The following is a 23487-nucleotide window of genomic DNA, read 5'->3' as shown; positions in this document are numbered from 1 at the left end:
CATGAATCAATTGACTGATCTCATCCCGGCTGGCATCAGCGCGCTTGATCTGAAATTACTGCGCCAGACCATCGCCTTGTCCGAGGCATCGAAGCAACGCGGTCGCCATCCGTTCGCGGCATTGGTGGCCGACCGCAACGGCAAGGTGATTGTCGAAGCGGGGAACAACTCGATGCCCCCGGAAGGTGATCCGACGCAGCACGCCGAGTTGGTGGCAGCGGCGGCAGCGGCAAAACTGCTGTCGCCGCAGGAGTTGGAACTGTGCACGCTGTACACCAGTGCCGAACCTTGCTGCATGTGCGCCGGCGCCGTGTATTGGACGGGGATCGGGCGGGTGGTCTATGCCTTGTCGGAGCATGCCTTGCTGGGTTTGACGGGGGACCACCCGGAGAACCCGACGTTCTCGCTGCCGTGCCGCGAAGTGTTCGCCAAGGGGCAACGCAAGGTCAGCGTGCTGGGGCCGATGTTGGAGGGGGAGGCCGCTGAACCGCACAGAGGGTTTTGGTCCTGACAGGTTTGAAACGAAGCTTGAGCGGTGTGAGGTCGCGCACTCGCCTGCAACGTCTGCGATAATGACGCCCCACTGAGGCGCGAAGGCATCGAGTGCTCGTCTCGGCATCCGGAATCAGGCTTTGGAGGACTTTATGCGTGACATTATTGATGGCTTTCTGCGGTTTCAGCGCGAGGTGTATCCACAACGCGTCGAGCTTTTCAGGCAGCTCGCGACAGAGCAAAACCCAAAGGCGTTGTTTGTCACATGCTCGGACAGTCGTGTAGTGCCTGAACTGCTCACACAGCGTGAGCCGGGTGAGCTGTTCGTGATCCGCAACGCCGGCAACATTGTGCCGTCATATGGTCCTGAACCGGGTGGTGTTTCGGCTACCGTCGAATATGCGGTTGCAGTGCTCGGGGTACGGGACATTGTGATCTGCGGCCACTCGGATTGCGGAGCGATGGGCGCGATTTCACGCTGCACGTGTCTGGATCATCTTCCGGCAGTTGCCAACTGGCTTCGGCACTCGGACGCTGCGAAAGCGATCAATGCGGCGCATGAGTTCGATACGCCACGCGACAAGCTCGATGGCCTCGTTCGTGAAAACGTGATCGCACAACTGGCGAACCTGCGCACCCATCCATCGGTGGCGCTTGCGCTTGAGCAAGGACGCTTGAATTTGCATGGCTGGGTCTATGACATCGAGGCGGGCTGCATCGATGCGCTGGATGGTGCAACTCGGCGCTTCGTCAAGCTTTCCGATTCACCGACCACCGTTGCCGTTGCTGCGCGCGATGCTGGTCAGTTGTAACTCGCGGAAGGACTGCACGTCGCTGATGACGAGAATTCTCTAAGCATGCGTTGAGTCAAGGGCTGGGCACCTTATGCCAAGCCACCGCAGCGTTAACTTGGCTACGTCGTACAAATGCCAGAGGGCCAGCGGTTGTATTGGGTGCATCCAATGCCTCGGTTCGTCGATCATGAGCAACACTGGAACGTCATCCGAATCGCACCTTACGCCGAGAGTTAATCAGGCTCTTGGAGCGAGCTGAACCATTCGGCATAAGGGGAGTTGACGACCAGCCGCCGGTTGAAGTCAGCGCTTCCATCAGCCCACCAGACAGGCCCCCGTTCCCCGAGGGCCACTTTGGCCATTTGTACCTTTTCCCGAGCGCGCTTGAGTTGCGACCCGTCTTGCGCACTCTTAGCGTTCTTGACCTCTCGTCGAGCGGCCATAAGCGCATCGACAAGACGCTGGCGCACATCTTCATCCAAAGACGGGTTGGAACATCGCCATAGCTGGCCTTTGACAACAAAGTAGCGACCGTCTGGTGTCACTGGATGCATTCCTGTCTCCGACCGTTCAAAGAGCACTTCTCCAAAAATTCAGCAAGGACGGCTATCTAGGTTTTCGGGCAGGAAGGCGATTGGCTTGTTTGACTCCAAGCAGTATTCCCAGCATTAACGCAGCGCCTGCCGCCAGGAGGATTGGATACGGATGTTTACCTGACATCCGGACGCCCTCGACTCCGAGTTGATCGCTTGCCGGAGCAGGTCGATTCCGTGATGGCGATGGATTAAGACTGCTTGGACTGGCAGGGGAGTCGACATCTGCCCTGTACGGCATTTCGTTCAAGGGCAAACGCGCACCGTCCGCGAGAGTCAGGGTGAGGTCCTCGACAGTCCCGGCGAGTCGATCGGGAAACACCGGCTCACCCGTGGGATCAAGTTCATCGTAATAAAACTGCTTTCCTTCCAGCCAACCTATGGCCGTCATCAATTCCGGGCCAAGATAATATTTTCCGTCGAGGAAGAAACCCGGGAAATGTCGCGTGCGTTCGAGACTGTCTATGGTGTAGCGCTCGCCTGCCTTCATACCGGTTGCTGGGTCGATCATGATGAAATCCTCAGATTCGCTGGTGTTGCGATAGAGGACGGGGCCTGGCGCAACGTTCCATCGAGATTACCGAAAGGCTGTGCTTCGTCAGACCTTTTGAACCTAATTCGAAAACTGTTGCTCAACCGGGAAATGTACGGGGTGGGTGAAATGAATGCTTTCAAGAATCAACTGACGCTTGAGCAGGAATCCAGATTGAAAGCCCTGGATGCCTGGCATCGTGCATTGGAGAACCGAGCGTTACGCATGGAGTGTCCCGATGCCTATCACGAGGAACTATTGCGCCAGTCTGATGAGATGCATCGGTTGGGTATGTTGACCGATTCCGAATGGCGTGACCTGAGAAGGGAGGCAGATGCGGCCTATCTGCGTGCGGTCGCCGGTGAGGATTATCACTGAGGTCATTCAGCTCATGTCTATTGCCGACGAAGCCAGGGCGATGTCCGACCCAGACAGCAATCCGATCACGGGTGCGGACCTGGGGGCGGGTGTGAAAGGCGAACCACAACCTTAACGACGTGACCGCACGCCAAAGGGCGTGCGGTTTTTTCATCTCAAGACAACAGGAGGGTGCGATGTCCGAGCCGTTGACCTCATATGGCGCAACACTTCGCTCACGGTTTGTTCGGTTCTCAAAATCCGGATGGGGCGGGCTAGCCTTCTGGTCAATTCTGATTGGCGTGACGCTTTACTTGCTGATCAGCGGGTATGGTGCCTTCGTCGGCGCCAACAAACAAAATCTGCACTTTGCATTTCTCGGCGGCATGTCAGGCTTCGCTGCGACGGCCATAGGTGCGGTGGCAGCGATCGCGTTACGTGATATCGCCGCCAGAACGCAGGACATCATGCTGGGCTTCGCTGCCGGGATGATGCTGGCCGCCAGTTCGTTTTCGCTCATTCTTCCGGGTATCGAAGCCGCCCAGGAGCTCTGCGGTAACCAGCTGCTCGCAGCCTGTGTCGTCGTTGCAGGATTGGGATTGGGGGTAGCGCTGATGATCGGTCTGGATCGCTTCGTGCCTCACGAACATGAGAAAAGCGGTCGCCGTGGGCCCGAGGTGCAGCGCATCAATCGCGTATGGCTGTTTGTTCTGGCAATCACGCTGCATAACCTGCCGGAGGGGATGGCCATTGGAGTGAGCTTTACCAATGGCGACATGAAGGTGGGATTGCCGCTAACCACTGCCATCGCCATTCAAGACATTCCCGAAGGCCTGGCTGTGGCCCTTGCGTTACGCGTGACCGGGATTTCAGCGCTTCGCGCTGCGCTTATTGCGGTGGGCTCAGGGTTGATGGAGCCCATAGGCGCCATCGTCGGCTTGGGGATTTCGAGCAGCTTCGCATTGGGATATCCCATAGCGCTCGGTCTGGCGGCGGGCGCGATGATTTTTGTGGTGTCCCATGAGGTCATTCCCGAGACCCATCGCAACGGTCATGAGACACCTGCAACCTTGGGGTTGATGCTCGGTTTCGGGGTCATGATGTTTCTCGACACGGCTTTGGGTTGACCCCTTACCTCCCATCCCGCACAAGCAAGAAAGATCCGGCCATTCAGTTCAGACGCTGCTGCGGTTCGGTGTGATGAAAGGCATGCTCTCTGTTAATCCGCGAACCTACTATTTCCAGCTCGCAGCCTTGATCGGATGGACAAGCCTGCTTCGCTTGTCCCGGCTGCTTCAACGCACGCTGATTCTTGCCGGCGACCGCGATCCGTTAATACAGGCGTACAACGGCCATATCCTGCGCCGCACAATCCGACGTTCAGAACTTCGCCTTCTGGAGGGCGAGGGACATTTCTTTGTGGTGACCAGCGCTGGACGAACTGCCGTCCTGGTCCGCGAATTTCTTCGCCGCCACTATGACGATGAAGAGAAGGCGCCGAGGATCGCGAACTGAAACACCAAGGCTGGCCTGGAGCGCACACAGGTCAGTTAATCCGCTCGTCTCATCAATAGTCGCTCTGCACCTGATAAGGAAAAGGGGAGACCCGCTATCGCGCTGCTGCTAAAGCAGCGCCTCACGCGTGCTCTTCAAGCCTGCGCACATCACCCAACGAATCACGTTGCATCGACTGCAAGTTCTTTTCAATGGTTTCGCACAGTGCTTCCATTTGAATCTGGTGTTCGCTGTGGCGAAACGGGCTTTGCAGATCGGTGCCGATGCGTTCGATGGCCAGCAGCATGAATCCCACCACGGTCGACGCCAGCGGCGTAAACCAGCCCAGGGATTCGACCAGTCCCACCGGCACGATCAGGCAGAACAGCGAAATAAACAGCCGCGGAAAATAGACGTAAGGGTAGGGCAGCGGGGTATTGGCGATCCGCTCCATGCCGCCCTGACTGTTGGACAGGTCGACCAGCGTCGACTCGAGCCGCGCCAGGCGAATACTGTCCAGATGCCCGGCCTTGTATTCCTTGGCGAGCAAAGTCGCGGAGCCGGTGAGAATATCGTTGGCAAAGTTATTGGTCGTGCCACTGCGGGCGAACTCTTCGGCGGGAATAAACGCCCGCACCTCGTCAGGACAAGGCTGGCCTTGCAGATGCGCGGCGAGGCAGTTCACATACGCGACGTGGCGACGCAGCAGAGTGGATTTGACCGGATTCACCTCGCCGCCGGCGTCGTCCAGCAGCGTCAGCACCTGCCGGGCGAAGCTGCGGGAGTTGTTGATCATCGCCCCCCACAACGTCCGCGCTTCCCACCAGCGGTTGTAGGCGCTGCTGTTGCGAAAACTGATCAATACAATCAACGCCGAACCCAGCAAGGTCAGCGGCATCAGCGGCAGGTTCAGCTTGGCGTTGAGAAACAGCATGAAGTCGACGGTGACGGCGATGTCCCACAGCAGCAACCAGAACAGAGACCAGCCCACGTAGCCCAGGGTCTTGATGATCAGGCGGTATTTTTTGACGATGGCAGCTTTCAAACGGAAACCTCGTGGCGAGCAGTTTGCTTAAACGCTTAAGCTCGGACGATGCCTGGCACCGGCAGTTCCCTGAAGCAGCCAACCGTCAGTCAATCTGCGAAGCCCGGCCATCCGAATGGCCAATGCTTGCGAGAAAAATCCTCGTATCCCGATTGGACCGCAGATGAACCACGCGGGACCTGCGATACAGGATCGTTGTCGCTGTGCAGCACGTCCGGCGGTCGGCACGCAACAAACCACATCGCTTTGAAAAGCACCTCCGGGAACCGGGCGGGAAGGCCTAAGCTCATTCCAAAAAGATATTTATTTAATCTTTTTAAGATCGTTTAGCTTTTAACAAAAGAAACGTGCAGCGCCTCGCTTGCGGCGTTTTTTTGCCTCAGGCCAACCCTGTCCGCGGTCATCGCCCGAGGCTTTTGTCCATTTTTTACCCTGGAACGGCCACATATCTGGCCGTCAGCGGTTCGTTGCCGGGAGCCCTCGTGACACTTATTCAAACCTCTTTGGCAACGGTACAGATCGACTTGCCTGAACGATTGGCCCCACCCATCGACGATAGCGCCGAGGAGGGCGATGTTGTCCTCGAACTGCGAGGCGTCACTAAAGCTTATCTGCGCAAGGGCGGATCGCCGTTGCCGGCTGTCAACCACGTCAGCTTGAAGGTCCGGCGCGGCGAAGTGCTGTGCCTGATGGGCACCTCCGGCAGCGGCAAATCGACCTTGCTTCGCCATATCAATCGTTTGATCGAACCCACCAGCGGTGAGGTCTTGATTGAAGGTCAGGCTATCAGCGGCCTGAGCCACAAAGCGTTGCGGGATTTGCGCTCGCGGCGAATCGGCATGGTGTTCCAGCATTTTGGTCTTTTGCCCCATCGCACGGTGCTGGACAACGTTGCGCTGCCTCTGGAGTTGCGCGGCGAATCCGAGGCCGTCCGGCACGCAGCGGCCACCCGACAGTTACAGGCGATGGGCCTTGAGGGATGGGGCGAGCATTATCCCCACGAGTTGTCCGGCGGTATGCAGCAAAGGGTCGGTCTTGCGCGGGCATTGGTGACTGATCCGGATATTCTCCTGATGGACGAGCCTTTCAGCGCACTGGATCCGACCATCCGGCGAGACCTGCAAAGGCATTTTCTGGCCTTGGTACGCGAGCGCGGGATCACCACGTTGCTGGTCACCCACGATCCTGCCGAAGCGGTCCGTCTCGCTGATCGGATAGCGGTATTGCGCCAGGGACGTCTGGTGCAGTCGGGCACCCCGAAACAGCTGCTCGAGACGCCGGTCGATGCTGAGGTCGCGGATTTTTTCCGCGATTGCCTTCCAGCCGCACCGGTATTGCACGATGCCGGTGGCGCGGTACGTCAGGATCCCGAAACGGCACCGAAGGAGCAACCGGTTCAGCCGGGCTTGCGCGGCTGGCAAGCCCTGTTGCTCGGGCCGGCAGCGCTGGCGGCGCGGGGCCGAGGCGGGTTGTTCTGGCTCGGGTTCGCCGCAGAGCTCGCGGCTCTGGCCACTGCGGTGCAGGGCATCGCGAGCGCATCCTGGATATCGGTCGTGGTGGGATTGGCCTTGCTGGCGGCCAGTCGTTTCACCGCGTATTCGCTGAGCCGTCAACCGGTGCGGCGCGCCGTTTCGAGTTGGGCGTTGCCGCTGGCGGTGCTGCTGGTCAGTCAGGCATTGGTGATCTGGCGCGTGTTGACGCCCGATACCACCCAGGCGTTCTTGCAGTTCCCGGCCAGCCGCCAGGCGCTGTTACTGACTGCACAGAGCCTGGATGATTTTATTGGTTGGTCACAGGTGACATTCGAGAGCGCTTTTGTCGGCGTGATCGTTGCGGTTCGCACGGTCATTGAAGGAATCGAATCCCTGCTTGGTTGGCTGCCTTGGCCGGTTTGCGCGCTGGCGCTGGTATTGCTGGCCTGGCGCTCGGCGGGCATGGCCCTGGCGCTCACCAGCAGCGCAGCGTTGTTGTATATCGGCCTGTTCGGGTTTTGGGAGCGGACAATTGCCACGCTGGCGCTGGTTGGTTCGTCGGTGCTGATCGCACTGGTGATCGGCGTACCCACCGGCATTTTGCTGGCGAAGCGGCCGTTTGCCCGCAGGCTGCTCACGCCTTTGCTGGATGTCATGCAGACCCTGCCGACCTTTGTCTATCTGATTCCCGCTGTGGCGTTCTTTTCGGTGGGCAAGACCCCGGCGGTCATTGCGACGGTGATTTTTGCCCTGGCACCGATGATTCGTCTGACGTCCCTGGGCATTCAGGAAGTCCCGAAGGATGCCGTGGAAGCGGCAATCGCCCATGGAGCGAACCCTTGGCAAACCCTGGTGAAGGTGCAACTGCCGCTGGCGCGACGATCTCTGTTACTCGGGATCAATCAGACCATTGTCATGAGCCTGTCGATGGTCGTGGTTGCTGCCCTGATCGGCGCTGGAGGACTGGGTTACGACGTCATGACGGCGTTGCGCAATATCAAGGGCGGCGAGGGCGTGCTGGCCGGCGTGGCGATCGTGCTGTGTGCATTGATCCCCGATCGAATCATTCAATCGAGCTTGCGCAAGCAAGACCATCTGCATAACTGAACAGTGAGACTTATCGTGGCAAAACATCTATTGCGTAACTTGAGTGCGGCTGCAGTGCTGGCCTCCCTGATCGTGCCGGCCAGCGTGATGGCCAAGGACAAAATTGTCATTGGCGAGCAGAACTGGACGGGGGCCATCGCCATTCAACACATTTTAGGTGAGGTGATCAAAACCCGTCTGGACGGTGATGTGTCGTATCTGGCCGGGGACGTGCCGGTGCTTTTCAGTGCGGCGGCCAAGGGCGACGGTTCTGTGGATGTGCTGACGGACATCTGGCTGCCCAATCAGTCGGCGGCGTGGGCCAAGTACGTCACCGGCGGCACCCGCTCACTGGTGCCCAATGCTCACCCTTATGCCGGCGAACAAGGCTTCTACATTCCCGGTTATCTGCAAGACAAGTACGGCGTCAAATCGATCTACGACCTGAAAAAACCGGAAGTGGCCAAGCTCTTCGAGCCAGTGGGCGGCGGCAAGGCCGAACTGCTGGTGGGGCCGGCGGGCTGGGAGTCGACCTATATCGGCCAGATCAAGGCCAAGGATTACGGCTTCGCCGATAAATTCGAGTCCGTGTCGACGGAAGCCTCGGTGACCTACGCCAAACTGGCCTCGGCTTACAAGGCGCAACGCGGCGTGGTGTTCTACGCCTACACCCCTGACTGGATTTTCTCGGCCTATGATCTGCGTCGCCTGGAAGAACCCGCGTTCGATGGCTACGCCCAGGACAACAAAAAAGAAGATCCTCTCTACAAGGCGGATGGCTGCTGGAAATTTGTCAGCCCGACCGTCGATCCTGACTGGCTGAACAAGAGCCACATCACCTGCGCCTTCCCGGATGCCAAGGTGTACGTCCTGGCTTCCACCGCACTGCAAAAGCGCGCACCGAAAATTGCCGAGTTTCTGCACAATTTCGCCATCGACCCGGCACAGTTGAACGGACTGATCCAGAAGATCGAAAAGGAAAAACAGCCAGCAGACGTCGCCGCCAAGGCCTGGGTTCAAGCCAACCCTTCTACTGTTGACCAGTGGTTTGCAGGAAAGGCGCAGCAAATGAGTTCAGCCCAATGACCAGAGCGAACGTACGTGTGCTCGATGGCGGCATGGGGCGGGAGTTGAAGCGAATCGGCGCGCCGTTCCGTCAACCGGAATGGTCGGCCCTCGCGCTGATCGAAGCGCCCGAGTATGTGCTGCAGGCGCATCAGGCGTTCGTGAAAGCGGGCGCGCGGATCATCACCACCAACAGCTATGCGGTGGTGCCTTTTCATATTGGCGACGAGCGATTTGCCGAGCAGGGAAGAGCGCTGGCTGAGCGCGCCGGACGGCTGGCGCGGCAGGCCGCCGGCGAAAGTACCGATGCGGTCACCGTGGCCGGTTCGTTGCCGCCGGCGTTGGGGTCCTACCGGCCGGATCTGTTCGATCATCAGCGTTCAGTAGCGATCCACCGCGAACTGATTGCCGGATTGCGAACGCACGTCGATGTTTGGCTGGCCGAAACGCAAAGCTCCATTGCTGAAGTGCGGGCGGTGGCCGAAGCCCTCGGAACGGATCCCGCGCCACTTTGGGTATCGTTCACGCTGTTGGACGAAGAGGGGCGGGAGCCGCGATTACGCTCAAACGAGGCCGTTGCCGATGCGGTTCGGGTGGCGGCTGAGCTGGGGGCCAAGGCGGTGCTCTTCAATTGCAGCCAGCCGGAAGTGATGGCCGCGGCTTTGATTGAGGCACGCGCTGTGATTGAAAACCTGGATCATCCTGTCGAACTGGGGGTTTATGCCAATGCTTTCCCCCCTGTCAGTGCCAAAGCCGAGGCCAATAGCGATTTGTTGGAAATTCGGCGTGATCTGGGCCCCGAGTCCTACCTGGACTGGTCGAAGTCATGGGTTGCCGCAGGGGCCAGCATTGTCGGCGGATGCTGTGGAATCGGCCCGGAGCATATCGCCCAGTTGCATTTGCACCTGCACTATCAAAATGGTGAGGAGGCCGCGCATGAGTGATTTTTCAGGCGACGTCCTGTCAGAGCAGGCGACATTGGGTGCCGGCTGTTTCTGGGGAGCGGAAGCTTCATTATCCCACGTCAATCGACCGGCAGGGTGCGTACGTCGGGGCGAAATACCGTTCCGCGCTGTTTTTCAACAGTGCCGAACAGGCCCGACTGGCGCTTGTCGCCAGGCAGCAACTGGACTCCAGTGGCCAGTTGGACAAGCCAGTGGCTACGGTGATCCTGCCACTGGGTGAGTTTCAAAAGGCAGATGAAGAACATCAGCGCCACCTTGAAAAGCACGGTGGCAGTGCCTGTTCCATTTGATGCATATGCAACGCTTTTGCCGTCAAAGAGGAGCAGGGTGAAGCTGTTCTTGATCGGCTGATTTCGTCACGGCGATCCCCTTTAACTGTCAAGTCGGCTCCAGGCAGCCGACGCGCGCTAGATTTTACAACGTGTGAAGTAGTAGAGAAGCTATAATTTGCTAGCCGTCCCATGGTGACTTATAAAATACCGCCCCAGTTCGGCCGATGAGGACGTAGTAATAGACTTTAATTACAGGATTGACGGGTTCTTACTTGGAATGGCATTGACATCCAGACCGTCGATAAACATAAATGTTACTGAGTCATTTTCAATCTGACTCGTTCTTCACGTAATCGGTTGCCGAGAATAACTTTGCTTAAAAGAAAGCCAGCGTCAAATTGACCGCGAAACCGTTGCCCTCCGGCCTATTTTTGGTATCGAACTCCGGTACCCAGCGTGCACTGACATTCACTCTGGCATCATTGAATTTACCGGCCCAACCGATCACCGGGCCGGCTCCCACGGCGCGACCGCGATAGCCTCCGAATAACTCAGCAGTCTGGCCTTTGTCGTCGGTAACTTGCTGCACATACCCTCCGACGATGCCTGCGCTCCAGCCTTTGCCGAACCCCGCGTCCAGAGTGCATCTAAGGTGAAAATGTTGCCATTGCGATAGTCGGTCGCATCGTTTTCGGTGTAAAACTCCAATCCGGAGGACAGCGTAATTTCGCCGCCCGAGCCGTCGAGGTGGGTGAAGGCTAAGGTGGGCATAAACGTGTAATTATTCTGGCCAGGATTGGCCAAGCGATTATCGTTATAGGCACCCGTCGGGAGGTAAACAGGAAGGGAAAAGGAGATGTGGTTTTGCGCGTCGAAGTGATAGCCGGCAGCGATGGGTGTCACGAGAATATCGGCAAACTGTGTTCCCGTGTCTTCTGCCCCCAGCACGCGACCCCGAGGCTGGGTAATGTCCACGGTTACATCGGTATATTGCATCGGCACGCCAATAGCCGATGCATAGTTCCATCGACCTTTGCCGGTATCCCATACATGGGTGAAATTGGCGATGGTATAGGACACTTTCATATCCAGATCCCCACCAATTCTGCCGACTATTGGCACGCCCTTATTGCCCTTGAGATCACCGTCGTACCAGATGCTGGTCAATGACATGATCCAGCCAGGTTCCGGTGGCACTACCCCCGCGTTGGAAAATACCTGTTGGCCCGTAATCGGACGCCCGACGCCACCCTCGGCCGCAAGTAGTACGGAACTCATTCCAAACGCAGGCGTGAATAACAAAAAGCTGGCAACTAAAGTCTTTCTTTCCACTGCTTTTCTTCCTTCAATCCATGATCAGTTGAGCTACTCGGTCCAGAAACCAAAACGTCCGCCATCAGGCGGACGCTTGGAAGGCAGCTTTTATTATTTTTGCTGTTTCATTTTCTCCTCGATTTTCTTGTCTACGTCAGCCCTGACCTGATCGATACTGAAACTGGCAGGGCGTTGGCTTGGCGGATAATCTACGAAGGTCTGCAGGAAAGCTGCGGCTTTACTGATGCCCTGAAAGATCAGGAAATCGTTCTTCGCTACCCAGTCGTAGTACTGATCGGAGACAACGTCGGCGCGCTCGTAAGGGTCCATGCGCAGATTGAAAATTTTAGGTACGCGCAGGCAGGTGAAAGGTTCGCTCCACACTTTGAATCCACCCGGTGCACGTTGTTCACAGAAGACGAACTTCCAGTTGTCGTAACGCATGGCTACCAAATCACCATCATCACTGAAGTAGTAGAAGTCGTTCCGTGCGCTCTTGTCAGTTTTACCGGTCAGAAAATCAAGCTGGTTGTAGCCGTCCAGATGAACCTTGAAGTTCTTTCCACCGACGTCAGCCCCCTTCAGCAGGCGTTCCTTGATATCGGTATCGCCCGTTGCGGCAAGCAATGTCGGAAACCAGTCCAAGCCGGACATCATCTGAGTAGAAACCGTGTCGGCCTTGATTTTTCCAGGCCAGCGCACAATCGCCGGCACGCGGTATGCACCCTCCCAGTTAGAGTTTTTCTCGTTACGGAACGGAGTCGTTGCAGCGTCCGGCCAAGACCATTGGTTCGGGCCGTTGTCAGTGGTGTAGACCACGATCGTGTTGTCGGCAATTTTCAGATCATCAACTGCTTTAAGCAGCTTGCCTACATCACCATCGTGTTCCAGCATGCCGTCAGCGTACTCATTGCCCGGCATGCCACTTTGGCCCCTCATCGACTCACGCACATGGGTGAATGCGTGCATACGCGTGGTGTTCATCCAGACGAAAAACGGTTTATCGGCCTTCGCTTGTTTGTCCATGAAGTTGATGGCGGCCTGAGTGGTCTCGTCATCGATGGTTTCCATACGCTTTTTGTTCAACGGCCCGGTATCTTCGATCTTGCCGTCGGCAAAGCTGTGGATTACGCCACGAGGAGAGGCAGCCTTGACGAAGGCCGCATCGTCTTTTGGCCACAGTTCGCGCTCGGGCTCTTCTTCGGCATTGAGGTGGTAGAGGTTGCCGAAGAACTCATCGAAGCCATGGTTGGTGGGAAGGTATTCGTCCTTGTCGCCCAAATGGTTCTTGCCAAATTGTCCAGTCGCATAACCCTTTGCTTTCAGCGCTTGAGCGATCGTGACGTCCCTTGCTTGCAGCCCGACTGGAACACCCGGCATACCAACTTTGGAAAGTCCGGTACGCAGTGGTGATTGACCGGTGATGAATGTCGAACGCCCGGCGGTGCAACTGTTCTCCGCATAGTAGTCAGTGAACATCATGCCTTCTTTGGCAATCCGGTCGATGTTTGGCGTCTTATAGCCCACGACTCCATGGGAATAAGCACTGATGTTGGTCTGCCCAACGTCATCGCCAAAAATTACGAGGATGTTAGGTTTATCGGCGGCTGAAACGGCTGTAGACAACGTAATGAGCGAGGTCGCCACGATGGCGAATTTGGGTAACCACTTGCGTACGCTAGTCATAAGACTGGCTCCTTGGCCGGTGGGTCGCACAAATGCGACTTTTATGTCAGATGCGGTCCTGTTTATGCTGCGAATGCGGTGCGTAAGTTCAGCTGGGTCCAGAAATGAACAGCACAATTCGACAACCATAAGGACGATAGTCCAGCACTGGATATTTGCCCGATCTTGAGCCTCGCTTTTGGGATAAGCGGCACAAAACAATAGTCAACGCGGAAATAAAAAGGTGATTGCCGCGCGAAATCCCCACCCCTCAGGACCGTCTTCGGAACTATCGACCCAGTAACGTGGCCCGGCCTGGACTGTCAGCGGGTGGCCACCGATTTTCAACAATTGAGTAACCGTAAGATTGATCGGAACCGACCATTCTTTTTGCCGCCAGTTATAGGTGGACTCGCCATTAATGCCATACGTCGTGAATTGGCTCGTGGTGTAGGAAAGGAACGGTTGCAGGAAAGTTTGATTGACCTTGTCCTTGTCATCTGGCGGGCTACCTTCTAGCCCCCATAGGTGGTTGGCGAGGACTCCATGCGTCCAGCCATTGGCTTGCTTGAGCGCTACGATCGTAGGCCCGGCCGCCCATTGCTTGCTGCTCAGCAGTTCATCACTACCGGTTGGAATCAGCAGAGCAGGGCCCGCGCCGAGTATCCAGCCGCTGTCGGTGGATTTTTTTGGGGAAAAGAAAAAGCTCTGGGTAATGTCACCCACGCCGGACTTGTCGGCTGCGCCACCTGCAGCAAGACCATGTTGGTCGATCACTGGCAGGATGGTTCGGGAAATCAGGTTCCAGTTTTCGTTCAGGGTAAACGGTAGCACCGGTTGAATGTTGGTGACGCTTTGCATTCCTTTGCCGGTGGGACCTATCTTTTGATCCCAGTTGTATTGCACGGGCAGGCTGTACATTGCGGCGACGGGGTTGAGTGCTTGTTTGGCAAGTTCGGCGGAATCTTCTGCAAAGATCAAACCGCTGTGCAGTAACGCCAAGGTCAGCGGCAACATCAGTAGACTCGGCCTGGACATGATGATCTTCCTTGTATGTAACCAACCGGCAAATTTGCATCAACGCGTTTACCCCAGCCAGCGTAGTGGGCGAATTCCGATTCGTCGTCATGACCGCATATTTGTGGGCACCAAATGTGCGAAAAAAGCTGGGTGTTCATATCTGACAACCGTTCATCGCTGAACTACGCTGCGTTTTGTAGTTCACGAACTCATGCCTGATGCCTAAGGAACAGACGCATGCAGAACCGGTTTTCTGTGCTGATGATGATCGTTTTCAGCGTCGTCTGGTCTGCGCTCGTTTGGGCTGATGAGAATGGCGCGTCGGCTGAGCAGGCTGTTGAACTCAAGGTTGCGAACCGCAGTATCATGGTCTTTCGCGCTACATTGCTTGGGGAGGCACCAACGTCTCGAGTCAAGCGCGCAAAAGCAGTGATCAGCGAAGCATTGGAAGAAGCCGACGATCTTGCAGTCAGCATTGACTCTATTCAGGACAGTTACCTGATATTGCTGGGGACCAAGCGCGCGTTCATCGTTTCACCCAAAGACGTCGACAATCTCCAGTACCCCTCGGTGCAATTGGCAGCAGAGGCCGCTGCCGAGAAATTGCGTCAGGTTGTCGCGGAAACTGGCGAAGCCCGTAGTCTGAAACTTATGGTGCGGTCGCTTGGCGCAGTAGCGATTGCTACAGGCATTTACTTCGTGTTGCTCTGGGGAATTGCCTGGCTGCGCAAGAAATTGCTGCGCAAATTACCCGAGTTGATGCATCGCCATACACAAGCGCTGCGGGTAGGTCGCATTCAGTTAGTTGATGCCAATTACCTGTATTCGCTGGTCAATCGACTGTTTTGGCTCGTGCGCTGGCTGGTGATCCTGCTGCTGACTTACGAGTGGCTGGGTTTTGTCCTGTCACGCTTTCCCTACACCCGCCCTTGGGGCGAAAGCCTCAACAGTTACCTGGTTGAGGTCGCGAGCTATTTGCTTCAGGCCATCATCGACGCGGTTCCTGGACTTGTGATTGCCTTGGCAATCTTTTTCATGGCTCGAGGAGCAACTGTTTTCAGTCGGCGTGTGCTCAGACGCATGGCGACACCAGGAACATTCAGCTGGCTGAACCACGAGACCCTGCACCCGACCCAGCGACTCACCTCACTGGCGATTTGGCTATTCGCATTGGCAATGGCCTATCCGTATTTACCCGGGGCCGGTACCGACGCGTTTAAAGGACTGTCCGTGCTGATCGGTCTGATGATTTCTTTGGGCGCGACTAGCGTAGTCGGTCAGGCGGCAGCTGGACTGATCCTGACCTATACGCGCACCCTGCGACCCGGCGAGTTCGTGAGGATTGGCGAATATGAAGGTACGGTGACCGAGCTTGGCATGTTTACTACCAGTATTCGCACTGGTCTTGGAGAAGTACTCACCTTACCGAATTCGATGATCACCGGTGCTGTAACAAAAAACTACTCACGTACCGTCCAGGGTCCAGGGTATGTGGTAGATACCGTGGTAACCATCGGGTACGACACACCTTGGCGCCAGGTGGAAGGCATGTTGCTGGAGGCTGCGAGACGCACGCCCGGTGTAGTTGAAAATCCCCCCCCACAAGTTTTCCAGACGGCCTTGTCCGATTTTTATCCAGAGTACCGGCTCGTCGCTCAGGCGATTCCCAGCCAGCCGCGTCCGCGTGCCGAGCTGCTCAGTATGCTGCACGCAAATATTCAGGATGTGTTCAACGAGTACAGCGTGCAGATCATGTCGCCGCACTATCTGGGCGATCCGCAACAAGAGAAGTGGGTGCCGAAGGACCAGTGGTACACCGCACCGGCGCAACCACCGAAGAATCAGTGACCGTTGCAAGGAGTCCGCGACATGCTCGATTTCATTCTGCACGCGCTACGCACTGATCCGGAGATCGCCGTGTTCCTCGCGATTGCCCTGGGCGTGTTTGTCGGCCGGATTCACATCGGCAGTTTTCACCTCGGTTCCGTGGCTGGTGCGTTGCTGATGGGTCTGTTGATTGGGCAAATTGGTCTGGAAGTGCCGGCGGGGCTGAAATCGGTGTTTTTCGTGATGTTCATCTACGCCGTCGGCTTCAAGAGTGGTCCGGAGTTTTTCGGCAGCCTTAATCGCGGCACGATGAAACTGGTACTGCTATCGGTGGTGCTGTGTGCCACCGCCCTGGGTGCAATTCTGCTGATGTATGCGGTGTTCGATTTCGACGCCGGGTTTACTGCAGGACTTGGTGCTGGCGCGCTGACCGACACGGCGATCATGGGCACAGCGACTAGCGCAATCAACCAATTGACGATTGATGCCGCTGCCAAGGCGCAACTCAACAGTCACATGGCCATTGCCTACGCCATTACTTACCTGTTCGGCACTATTGGTTTGATCGTGTTTGTCGGCAGCATTGCGCCCAAGCTACTCGGGGTGAACCTGCGCGAATCGGCGCGCGAACTGGAGCTGGAACTGGGCATCGCCAAGGAAGAGGAGGCGATCACCGTGCCCTACACCCGCATCGTCGTTCGGGCTCACCAGGTGGCGAGCAATGGCCAAGCGGATGGCCAGCGCATCGTTGATTTTGAGAAGTTGCATGACTCATTGACCGTCGAGCGCGTGGTGCGGGCAGGACAGATCATCGAGCGCGATGAAAATTTCGTCCTCATGGCCGGCGATGTCCTTGGCGTGTATGCCTTGCGCGACGCGGTCGGCACGCTCAGCCATTGGGTTGGTCCGGAGATCGATCACCCTGAATCCTTGTCTTTTCCGACCCGCGAAGTGGACATCGTACTGACCTCGGCTGAATTCGCCGACACAACCATTCATCAAGCCAGAGCCCGGTTGGGCATTGATGGGCGACTAGGGTGTTTCCTCAATACTATCACGCGACAGGGGTACGAACTGCCGTTGCTGCCCAACACGGTACTACGCCGGGGTGACGTGCTTACGTTGACCGGTCGCACCTCGAGTGTCGAAGCGTTGGCCAAACGTCTCGGGCGCATCCGAAAGAACAATTACAAAAGCGACATCGCTATGCACACTCTGGGAATGGTACTCGGCTCGCTGTTGGGATTGTTGTCGACCCACATCGGCATGATCCCGGTGGAGCTGGGCATTGGTGGCGGTGTGCTGGTCGCTGCTCTGGTGATTGGCTGGTATAACTCGCGCCACCCGGAAATCGGTGCACTGCCGCCAGCGGCGCAATGGGCTTTTTCCGAGTTCGGTCTGACTGCGTTCGGCGCAGTGGTGGGTTTGCTCGCCGGGCCGGCGGCGTTTGCTGCGATGAAAGAGCAAGGCTTGGCGTTATTGTTGTCCGGCGCGGTGGTGACGATTTTACCGCCGCTGGTGGCGCTGTATTTCGGCCGTTACGTGCTGCGCCTGCACCCAATGATTCTGTTTGGCGCGCTGGCCGGGGCACAGACCGAAGCGGCGTCGATGAACAAGATCATCGAGCAGTCCGGCAGCAACACGCCGGTGATTGGCTTCACGGTGTGCTACGCGATTTCCAATGTGCTATTGGCGGTGTGCGGGCCGATTATCGTGTTTGTCGCCGTCGGCTAACAGAACAAGTCAGAAACCACTTTCGCGCAGCAACACCGCCAGCACATGGGTCGCACCGTCGCCCAGCAAACTGCGCCGTTTGCCCTCGATCTTCAAATGCCCCCGTGTCTCGCGCAGATTCGGCACTGGCTCGTCCAGTTGAATCAACACCTGAAACAGCGCACTGCTGGGAATCAGCGAGTGTTCGGCATTGGTCGTCGGCACCGGGCCGCCGAAGCGTGAAGACAGCATTCGGTGCGCCAACTGACTGGCACGGGTGCTGCCGATCTGCATGACACGACCGAATCGCGGCGTGGTCTGGCCGTCCGGGTAAAAGCGCACGTGATCACCGGTGGATATGCGGTGTACCTGATCCTGTGCAACATACGCGTCGACCTGCCAACTGCGCGGATCGATCAGCATGCCCAGCGGCTCCTGCCTACCGATCCATTGCCCCGGCTTCCAGTCTGGATTGACGTCCAGCCACACGCCGGCAAACGGTGCCTGCAAGTTCAGCCGGGAGATTTCCGAGCGGGCGGCGCGGGCCTCTTCGAATTGCACGTTGAGGCGCTGGCGGGTCACGGCGTCTTCAGCAAGACCACCGGGGTCGGCGATCAGCCCAGACAGCCGAGCCTCGTAGCTACGAGCGCTCGCTTCGCTGGTTTGCAGACGCGAGGCGATGTCCGGCTCATCAAGGGTGATCAGGGTTTCCCCGGCCTTGACCGGGGCGTCCGGGTGAATCGATTGCAGGCGTGCCGGATAGGGCGCATACACACGCAACTGGTGTTCGGCACGGGCCACGCCGACCGCATCGATCTGCGTACGCCAGGGGATCGCCAGAACGACCAGAATCGTCAGCAGCACGGTATAAAACGCCACTTTGCGGCGGTTCGGAATCACCGTGCGGTTTTTCCACCAATGACCCAGCTCGCGCATTACCGGCATCGCGATAAACCACGACAGTTCGACCATGAACAGGAAAATCCCCAAAATCTTGAAGAAAAAAAGATAGACCGCCAGCGCTATCCCCAGAAACAGCATCAGCCGATACAGCCAGGTAATGATCGCGAAGGTCACCAGCAAACGTCGCTGACCGGTCGGAAATGTCTCTGGCCAATCTTCCTGCAAACCCAGCAGATTGCGCCGCAGCGTCACCCGCGCAAGCGCTGAGGCGCGTTCGTGCAGGTTGGGAAAATCCAGCAGGTCGGAGAGGATGAAGTAACCGTCGAAACGCATGAACGGACTGGCATTCAGCGCCAGTGACAGCAGCCAGCTGGTGGTCGCCAGATACAGCAGGGCATTGCGCAACGCGCCGGGATCGCACAACGCCCAACCCAGGGTCGACAACCCGGCCAGCGACAGTTCGGTAATAATCCCCGCCGAAGCAATCGCCAGGCGTTGCCGCGAGCGACTGAGTTTCCAGCTCTCGCCGGTGTCGGTGTAGAGCATCGGCCACATCACCACAAACGCTATGCCCATGTGTCCGACGCGCAGCCCCAGGCGCGTGGCGACCAGGGCATGGCCGAGTTCATGCAGGGTTTTCGCGACGATCAGCGCCAGGGCAAAACTGAACAAGCCTTCGGTGGAAAACGACTCGACCACGGCACTGGTGAACACGTCCCACTGCTGCAACACCAAGATGATCCCGAGCAGGCTCAGGCTCAGCACCGTAATCCCGGTCAGTGGATGAAACAGCCAACCCAGCATCCGCGCCAGGTATTGCAACGGTCGTTGCGGGCGCAGCAGCGGGATGCGGAAAAACAGGTAGTGGTGCAACCACCAGCGCCACGTCAGCCAACCGCCTTCTCCGCTTTTACTCTTCAGCCGCTCCAGCGCGGCAGGGCCGGCGCGCAACAACTGGTGTTGTTCGAGAAACTGGCGGAAGTCGAGCACCTGTTCGACATCCGGTTTCAGCGCAGTGTCCTCAGCGATCTGCTCGCTGATTTTGCGTGGCGACTGGCCCCAGCGCAGCAGGCATTCGAATTCCAGCCAGCCAATCCGGTAGAAGCGGTTGATCACCGTGTCCTGAATCACCCACGCCGGTTCGCCATTGCTGCCATGGGCCGCTTCGCTCAGGCGCAAGTCTTCGCGCAGGGGCGGCACGGGCAGATCGGCCGGATCGAGCATTACCAGCCACTCCAGGCACGTAGCGTCGCCAGCGGTCGGCGCAGCAGGTAATAACCGAGCATCACCCGCCCGCCGTAGATTTTCGCCGTGCCGTGCAGGCCGAGTCGCGCATGTTCCGGTGCGCCGTCGATGCTGGCGAGCAGGCGATAAGCGACCACACCTTCGTCGCTGGGCCGCGCCTGATAACTGGTTTCGAGGATCTGCCCCTTGAGCGGCGTCAGCGGGTACGCGGTGAGGAACAAGGTGACCTCGGCGCCCGGTTCCAAAGCGATCGCATCGGCGACGGCCAATTGAAGGAGCATTGCCGGTTGCGTCGGGTCGGCCACTTGCATGATGCGTTCGCCAGTCACCACCGGTTTGCCCAGCCAGTCGTTGGGGTCGCTGAACACGGCGACACCGCCGCGAGGAGACAGCACTTGCGTACGTTTCAGTTGCGCCTGCACCGCCGCCAGTTCCGCCCGCCGTTGCTGAGCGCGACCGGTCAACAACGTTAGCTCACTCTTGCTTTGCGGGTTGTCGAACGCCCGTTGGCTGGCCGCCTGCAACTCTGCATCGGCGACCGCGACTTCCTTGCCGAGCACTTCGGCGCGGCTGCGAAGGGTGGTTTCATCCAGCGAGAACAGCGCTGTCCCGGCATCGACGGGTTGATTCGGACGCACCTGAATCTTTTCGATCACGCCATCAATCGGCGAGCTGATGATCTGCGCCTGCCGCGAGACGATTTCCGTCGGTGCCAATGCCGTTTGCCGCACCGGCAACAACAGCAGTGCAGCGAGCACAATCGCTACCAGCAGCAGTTGCTTGCGATTCGGCCGCCAGCGACTGAAACGCTTGCGCCGGGTCAGCGCCGACCAGCAATACGCCCACGTCGCCACCAACCCTTTGAGGTGTTGCCACAACACGGCCGGCGGTTCCTGCTCCAGCAAGATGATCAACAGGCCCAATCGTTGATTGTCACGATCCTGCACCGGCACGCACCACAGCCCTGACGGCCACCATTCGTTCCAGCCTTCGGCAATGTCTGCTGGTGGATTGGCGCTGTCCTGAGCGATCCATACCGGCTCGGCGTCTGGCACCCGCGCCGCGACCCAGCGACTGGCGCGGCGCAGCCAGACCAGATACGGCGAATCCTCACTGGGCCGTGACAAGCCCGAGACATTGAGCAATTCCAGTGAGGATTCGCGCTGGGCGAATACCAGGGCCTGATGAAACTGCAGCAGCGGGTAGAGATCGTTGGCCATGCTGAACGCCAGGTTGTTCAGCGAGTCGGCGGCCATGGCTTTGTCTCGCAGCGCGTCGAGTTCGAGCAGCAGGTGAGGGTGCGGCAGCGGCTCATTCATCGTCATGGGCGTGCGTCTTGGTCGAAATGCGCGGTGCCGCTCATGCCAGCCATCAGGTCGGGGTACTTGTTGTCGAGCCGAGCTTCCAGTTCGACGGTTTGCGCCACCGCATCGACCCGAGAGTTGATACCGCTGACATGGGCCGGGTAGGTCTTGCCGGTTTCGTGGATGCTGACTTGCAGCGGCAAGCCGGGTTTGAGGTCTTTGAGCAGATTGGACGGCACGTTCAGGCGCACTTTCAGGGCACCATCGCTCACCAGATCGAACAGCGGCGTGCCCGCCGTGACGGTTTGATACGGTTTCACGTAAACCTTGGCCACACGTCCGGAAAACGGCGCAAGCACTTGGCAGTAACTGCTTTGAGCCGCGCCCATGGCCCGCGCGCCATCGGCCTTCTGCACTTCGGTGTTGGCCATCGAAACTTCGATATCGCCCACCGCGTTGAGCTGGCGCAATTGCTGTTTGGCCTGAAGGTTTTGTTTGGCCATGGCCAGTTCTGCCGCTGCAACTTTCGCGCGCGCTTCGGCCTCGTTGCAATTGAAGCGTGCGAGCAATTCGGCCTTGGCGACCGGTTCACCGAAACCGGCTTTCAATTCGCCCAATGTGCCGGCCATTTGGCTGGACAGGGTGGTTTCCAGTTCGGCGGCAAGCAGTACACGAATCGCACTGGCACTTTCCAGCGCCGGGGCTTGCGCATTGTCTTGAGCGTGGACGGACAGGATGAGACTGGCCAACAACAGGGCCCCAAAACGGGCCTCAAGGGCGATTTTGCGCATTCGGCGATCCTTGCGAAGTGGCAGCGAGCAGACGTTGTTGTTCTTGTTCATTCAAGGTGCGTTGGATTTCCCGGGCCAGTGTCTTGATGTCGTGTTGCGAGATTTCCTTGGGCAATACGTCGAGGCCAACCGAGTTGTACATCCGCCCCCATGCAGCTTGAGCACTGGAGAACGCCGCTTCACGCTGATAACGCGAGAGCAGATAACGGCCTTCAGAGCGGATTACTTCCAGTTCCGAGCCCAAAGCGCCGGTTTTCGCCGCTTGTGCGTAGTCGAGCAGGCTGCGATCGACGCGCAGGCTGTCTTCGGCAAACTCGACTTCCTGACGAGCCAGTTGATAGCGCAAGGTGCCGACGCGCACCTGCGTGAGAATTGCCATCGACAGCGCCACTCGGCGGGTGTCGTCGGTTTCGTTCTGAGATTTTTCTGCGGCGTTCAACGACGGCAATTGCAGCAGCCGAATGAGGTTCATCGACACTTGGAGACCGGTACTCATCCAGTCGTTGTTGTAAAGGTACTTGTTGGAGTCGTACTTGTAGCCAAAATCGACGCTGACGTTGGGCCACAGCTGCGCCTTGGCAATTTCCAGATCCTTTTGGTTAACGCGTTTGCGATACCACTCTTCCATGATTTCCGGGCGGTTTTCCAGCGACAACTGTTCCAGCCGCGCCATGCTCTGGCGAACTTCTGGCAGCGGTGGATCGGGCATGTCGGCGAGGATCATTTTCGAGCCAGGGGGCAGCGACATCAGCGCCGACAGCTCGGCCTGGGCGAATTCCAGATCCTGGCGGCGCACGGTCAGCAGATAGATCGAGTCGAGAAGGGCGCGTTGATAGGCGAGGATTTCCTGGCGCGGCAGCAAACCACGGGTTTCGGCTTCGCGGGCCGAGGTCAGGGCGGTATGGGTGCGCATCAGAAGTTTGTCGACTTCCGGCATCAAACGCTGGGCGCCGAGTGCGCGCCAATAGGCGTTGCGTACGTCCTGCAGAACGTTCTGCGCGACTTTGCGCCGGCGTTCTTCAGCCATCAGGATCTGATCGGATTTCTGTTGTGTGCGGTAATAGGCAACACCGAAATCCAGAAGGCTCCAACTCAAACCCAGGCCATAGACTTCACGATAACGTTCTTCCGAAGTCGATGGGCGCAAGCTGACCTGGCGGTCTTCGATGCCGATCGAGGTGCCACCGGAATCGTTATCACGTCCGGCATACCCGGCCGAGGCGACCAGCCGCGGGAGCATTTCATGGCTGGAGACATCGCGCAGGTCTGAAGCCAATGCGCTTTCCATGAGTTTGAGGCGGTAGTCCAGGTTGTATTTCAGCGCCCGCGCCGCCGCTTCGTAAAAGGTGATCGGCGTGGTTACCGGCTCTTGGCCTGAATACATGCGTGACTGGTCAGCGATGATGCGCTGGCGGTTTTCTTCATCGGTGGAGGGTTTGGGCTCCGTTGAAGAGCAAGCACTGAGCAACAGTGCAGAAGCGATGGCGGTAATGAGAAGCCGGGTCGCATGTATACGCATGTTCATTCCTTTGCATTCT

Annotated in this window: 20 protein-coding genes and 1 pseudogene; 11 read left to right on the top strand and 10 right to left on the bottom strand. The window is 57.9% G+C overall.

The genetic code is table 11. The features are described from left to right. The first annotated feature begins 1 nt into the window (after position 1). Both EIY71_RS01185 and EIY71_RS01180 read left to right on the top strand, forming a co-directional pair. Complete coding sequence (locus EIY71_RS01185) at positions 2-511, top strand: nucleoside deaminase (protein ID WP_134020046.1); 510 nt, start codon at positions 2-4, stop codon at positions 509-511. 133 nt (positions 512-644) lie between these two features. Continuing rightward, complete coding sequence (locus EIY71_RS01180) at positions 645-1304, top strand: carbonic anhydrase (protein WP_085745657.1); 660 nt, start codon at positions 645-647, stop codon at positions 1302-1304. A gap of 215 nt (positions 1305-1519) precedes the next feature. Here the strand turns inward: EIY71_RS01180 and EIY71_RS28710 are convergent, their stop codons facing one another. Both EIY71_RS28710 and EIY71_RS28880 read right to left on the bottom strand, forming a co-directional pair. After that, complete coding sequence (locus EIY71_RS28710; protein ID WP_134020043.1) at positions 1520-1840, bottom strand: hypothetical protein; 321 nt, start codon at positions 1838-1840, stop codon at positions 1520-1522. 52 nt (positions 1841-1892) lie between these two features. Further along, a complete protein-coding gene (locus EIY71_RS28880; protein WP_102716820.1) occupies positions 1893-2390 on the bottom strand; it encodes a short chain dehydrogenase in 498 nt (165 codons plus the stop codon). A gap of 150 nt (positions 2391-2540) precedes the next feature. Between EIY71_RS28880 and EIY71_RS01165 the strand changes: the two genes are divergently transcribed. From EIY71_RS01165 to EIY71_RS01155, 3 genes are all read left to right on the top strand, one after another. After that, positions 2541-2789 carry a hypothetical protein gene (locus tag EIY71_RS01165; protein WP_129974203.1) on the top strand — a complete coding sequence of 83 codons (249 nt, stop codon included), beginning with the start codon at positions 2541-2543 and terminating at the stop codon, positions 2787-2789. 176 nt (positions 2790-2965) lie between these two features. Then, a complete protein-coding gene (locus tag EIY71_RS01160; protein WP_134020039.1) occupies positions 2966-3895 on the top strand; it encodes a ZIP family metal transporter in 930 nt (309 codons plus the stop codon). A gap of 73 nt (positions 3896-3968) precedes the next feature. Further along, positions 3969-4283 (top strand): alpha/beta fold hydrolase, encoded by a 315-nt coding sequence (locus EIY71_RS01155; protein WP_256661066.1) that lies wholly within the window; start codon positions 3969-3971, stop codon positions 4281-4283. A 121-nt stretch (positions 4284-4404) separates the two neighbouring features. On the opposite strand, the gene EIY71_RS01150 is transcribed toward EIY71_RS01155, so the two are convergent. Then, positions 4405-5307, bottom strand: coding sequence for a bestrophin family protein (locus EIY71_RS01150; protein ID WP_039768508.1), 903 nt, complete (start codon positions 5305-5307; stop codon positions 4405-4407). 518 nt (positions 5308-5825) lie between these two features. On the opposite strand from EIY71_RS01150, the gene EIY71_RS01145 reads away from it, so the two are divergent. The 4 genes from EIY71_RS01145 (at position 5826) to EIY71_RS01130 (ending at position 10185) form a co-directional block, all read left to right on the top strand. Continuing rightward, complete coding sequence (locus EIY71_RS01145; RefSeq protein WP_134020317.1) at positions 5826-7886, top strand: ATP-binding cassette domain-containing protein; 2061 nt, start codon at positions 5826-5828, stop codon at positions 7884-7886. Positions 7887-7973: 87 nt separating this feature from the next. Next, entirely contained in the window at positions 7974-8951 is a 978-nt protein-coding gene (locus EIY71_RS01140; RefSeq protein ID WP_256661071.1) for a glycine betaine ABC transporter substrate-binding protein, read from the top strand. Beyond that, positions 8948-9874 (top strand): homocysteine S-methyltransferase family protein, encoded by a 927-nt coding sequence (locus tag EIY71_RS01135; RefSeq protein WP_134020033.1) that lies wholly within the window; start codon positions 8948-8950, stop codon positions 9872-9874. Before EIY71_RS01140 ends, EIY71_RS01135 begins: the two co-directional genes overlap by 4 nt. Beyond that, positions 9871-10185, top strand: coding sequence for a peptide-methionine (S)-S-oxide reductase (locus EIY71_RS01130; RefSeq protein ID WP_372239276.1), 315 nt, complete (start codon positions 9871-9873; stop codon positions 10183-10185). Before EIY71_RS01135 ends, EIY71_RS01130 begins: the two co-directional genes overlap by 4 nt. A gap of 358 nt (positions 10186-10543) precedes the next feature. On the opposite strand, the pseudogene EIY71_RS01125 reads toward EIY71_RS01130, so the two are convergent. The 3 genes and pseudogenes from EIY71_RS01125 to EIY71_RS01115 form a co-directional block, all read right to left on the bottom strand. Continuing rightward, positions 10544-11253 (bottom strand): annotated as a pseudogene (locus EIY71_RS01125) (transporter). A 339-nt stretch (positions 11254-11592) separates the two neighbouring features. Next, positions 11593-13167, bottom strand: a complete 1575-nt coding sequence (locus EIY71_RS01120; RefSeq protein WP_085745665.1) for an arylsulfatase — start codon at positions 13165-13167, stop codon at positions 11593-11595. A 204-nt stretch (positions 13168-13371) separates the two neighbouring features. Continuing rightward, positions 13372-14163 (bottom strand): transporter, encoded by a 792-nt coding sequence (locus EIY71_RS01115; protein WP_256578347.1) that lies wholly within the window; start codon positions 14161-14163, stop codon positions 13372-13374. Between the two features lie 240 nt (positions 14164-14403). Between EIY71_RS01115 and EIY71_RS01110 the strand changes: the two genes are divergently transcribed. Together EIY71_RS01110 and aspT are read left to right on the top strand one after the other, a co-directional pair. After that, complete coding sequence (locus EIY71_RS01110) at positions 14404-16014, top strand: mechanosensitive ion channel family protein (RefSeq protein ID WP_085745667.1); 1611 nt, start codon at positions 14404-14406, stop codon at positions 16012-16014. A 21-nt stretch (positions 16015-16035) separates the two neighbouring features. Further along, on the top strand, positions 16036-17727 hold the full coding sequence (aspT, locus tag EIY71_RS01105; RefSeq protein ID WP_085745668.1) for an aspartate-alanine antiporter: 1692 nt from the start codon (positions 16036-16038) through the stop codon (positions 17725-17727). 9 nt (positions 17728-17736) lie between these two features. Here aspT and EIY71_RS01100 read toward each other — a convergent pair whose 3' ends face one another. The 4 genes from EIY71_RS01100 to EIY71_RS01085 are packed head-to-tail and all read right to left on the bottom strand — an operon-like array spanning position 17737 to position 23468. Continuing rightward, positions 17737-19833 (bottom strand): HlyD family efflux transporter periplasmic adaptor subunit, encoded by a 2097-nt coding sequence (locus EIY71_RS01100; protein WP_134020030.1) that lies wholly within the window; start codon positions 19831-19833, stop codon positions 17737-17739. Then, entirely contained in the window at positions 19833-21179 is a 1347-nt protein-coding gene (locus EIY71_RS01095) for an efflux RND transporter periplasmic adaptor subunit (RefSeq protein ID WP_178083774.1), read from the bottom strand. The genes EIY71_RS01100 and EIY71_RS01095 overlap by 1 nt, the downstream gene beginning before the upstream one ends. Then, positions 21176-21949: an efflux RND transporter periplasmic adaptor subunit gene (locus EIY71_RS01090; RefSeq protein WP_085745670.1), complete on the bottom strand. Its 774-nt coding sequence runs from the start codon at positions 21947-21949 to the stop codon at positions 21176-21178. Before EIY71_RS01090 ends, EIY71_RS01095 begins: the two co-directional genes overlap by 4 nt. Next, positions 21930-23468 (bottom strand): TolC family protein, encoded by a 1539-nt coding sequence (locus EIY71_RS01085; protein WP_085745671.1) that lies wholly within the window; start codon positions 23466-23468, stop codon positions 21930-21932. The genes EIY71_RS01090 and EIY71_RS01085 overlap by 20 nt, the downstream gene beginning before the upstream one ends. Positions 23469-23487: the final 19 nt, after the last annotated feature.

This window comes from Pseudomonas sp. CH235, from assembly GCF_004368175.1.
Classification (GTDB): Bacteria; Pseudomonadota; Gammaproteobacteria; order Pseudomonadales; family Pseudomonadaceae; genus Aquipseudomonas; species Aquipseudomonas paraglycinae.
This window is presented reverse-complemented; position numbering and strand designations above follow the sequence as displayed.

Excerpts from the sequence above, each read along its gene's own strand:
- EIY71_RS01185 (WP_134020046.1), top strand. The coding sequence starts at position 2 with ATGAATCAATTGACTGATCTCATCCCGGCTGGCATCAGCGCGCTTGAT.
- EIY71_RS01180 (WP_085745657.1), top strand. The coding sequence starts at position 645 with ATGCGTGACATTATTGATGGCTTTCTGCGGTTTCAGCGCGAGGTGTAT.
- EIY71_RS28710 (WP_134020043.1), bottom strand. The coding sequence starts at position 1,840 with ATGCATCCAGTGACACCAGACGGTCGCTACTTTGTTGTCAAAGGCCAG.
- EIY71_RS28880 (WP_102716820.1), bottom strand. The coding sequence starts at position 2,390 with ATGATCGACCCAGCAACCGGTATGAAGGCAGGCGAGCGCTACACCATA.
- EIY71_RS01165 (WP_129974203.1), top strand. The coding sequence starts at position 2,541 with ATGAATGCTTTCAAGAATCAACTGACGCTTGAGCAGGAATCCAGATTG.
- EIY71_RS01160 (WP_134020039.1), top strand. The coding sequence starts at position 2,966 with ATGTCCGAGCCGTTGACCTCATATGGCGCAACACTTCGCTCACGGTTT.
- EIY71_RS01155 (WP_256661066.1), top strand. The coding sequence starts at position 3,969 with ATGAAAGGCATGCTCTCTGTTAATCCGCGAACCTACTATTTCCAGCTC.
- EIY71_RS01140 (WP_256661071.1), top strand. The coding sequence starts at position 7,974 with ATGGCCAAGGACAAAATTGTCATTGGCGAGCAGAACTGGACGGGGGCC.
- EIY71_RS01135 (WP_134020033.1), top strand. The coding sequence starts at position 8,948 with ATGACCAGAGCGAACGTACGTGTGCTCGATGGCGGCATGGGGCGGGAG.
- EIY71_RS01120 (WP_085745665.1), bottom strand. The coding sequence starts at position 13,167 with ATGACTAGCGTACGCAAGTGGTTACCCAAATTCGCCATCGTGGCGACC.
- EIY71_RS01115 (WP_256578347.1), bottom strand. The coding sequence starts at position 14,163 with ATGTTGCCGCTGACCTTGGCGTTACTGCACAGCGGTTTGATCTTTGCA.
- EIY71_RS01110 (WP_085745667.1), top strand. The coding sequence starts at position 14,404 with ATGCAGAACCGGTTTTCTGTGCTGATGATGATCGTTTTCAGCGTCGTC.
- aspT (WP_085745668.1), top strand. The coding sequence starts at position 16,036 with ATGCTCGATTTCATTCTGCACGCGCTACGCACTGATCCGGAGATCGCC.
- EIY71_RS01100 (WP_134020030.1), bottom strand. The coding sequence starts at position 19,833 with ATGCTCGATCCGGCCGATCTGCCCGTGCCGCCCCTGCGCGAAGACTTG.
- EIY71_RS01095 (WP_178083774.1), bottom strand. The coding sequence starts at position 21,179 with ATGACGATGAATGAGCCGCTGCCGCACCCTCACCTGCTGCTCGAACTC.
- EIY71_RS01090 (WP_085745670.1), bottom strand. The coding sequence starts at position 21,949 with ATGCGCAAAATCGCCCTTGAGGCCCGTTTTGGGGCCCTGTTGTTGGCC.
- EIY71_RS01085 (WP_085745671.1), bottom strand. The coding sequence starts at position 23,468 with ATGCGTATACATGCGACCCGGCTTCTCATTACCGCCATCGCTTCTGCA.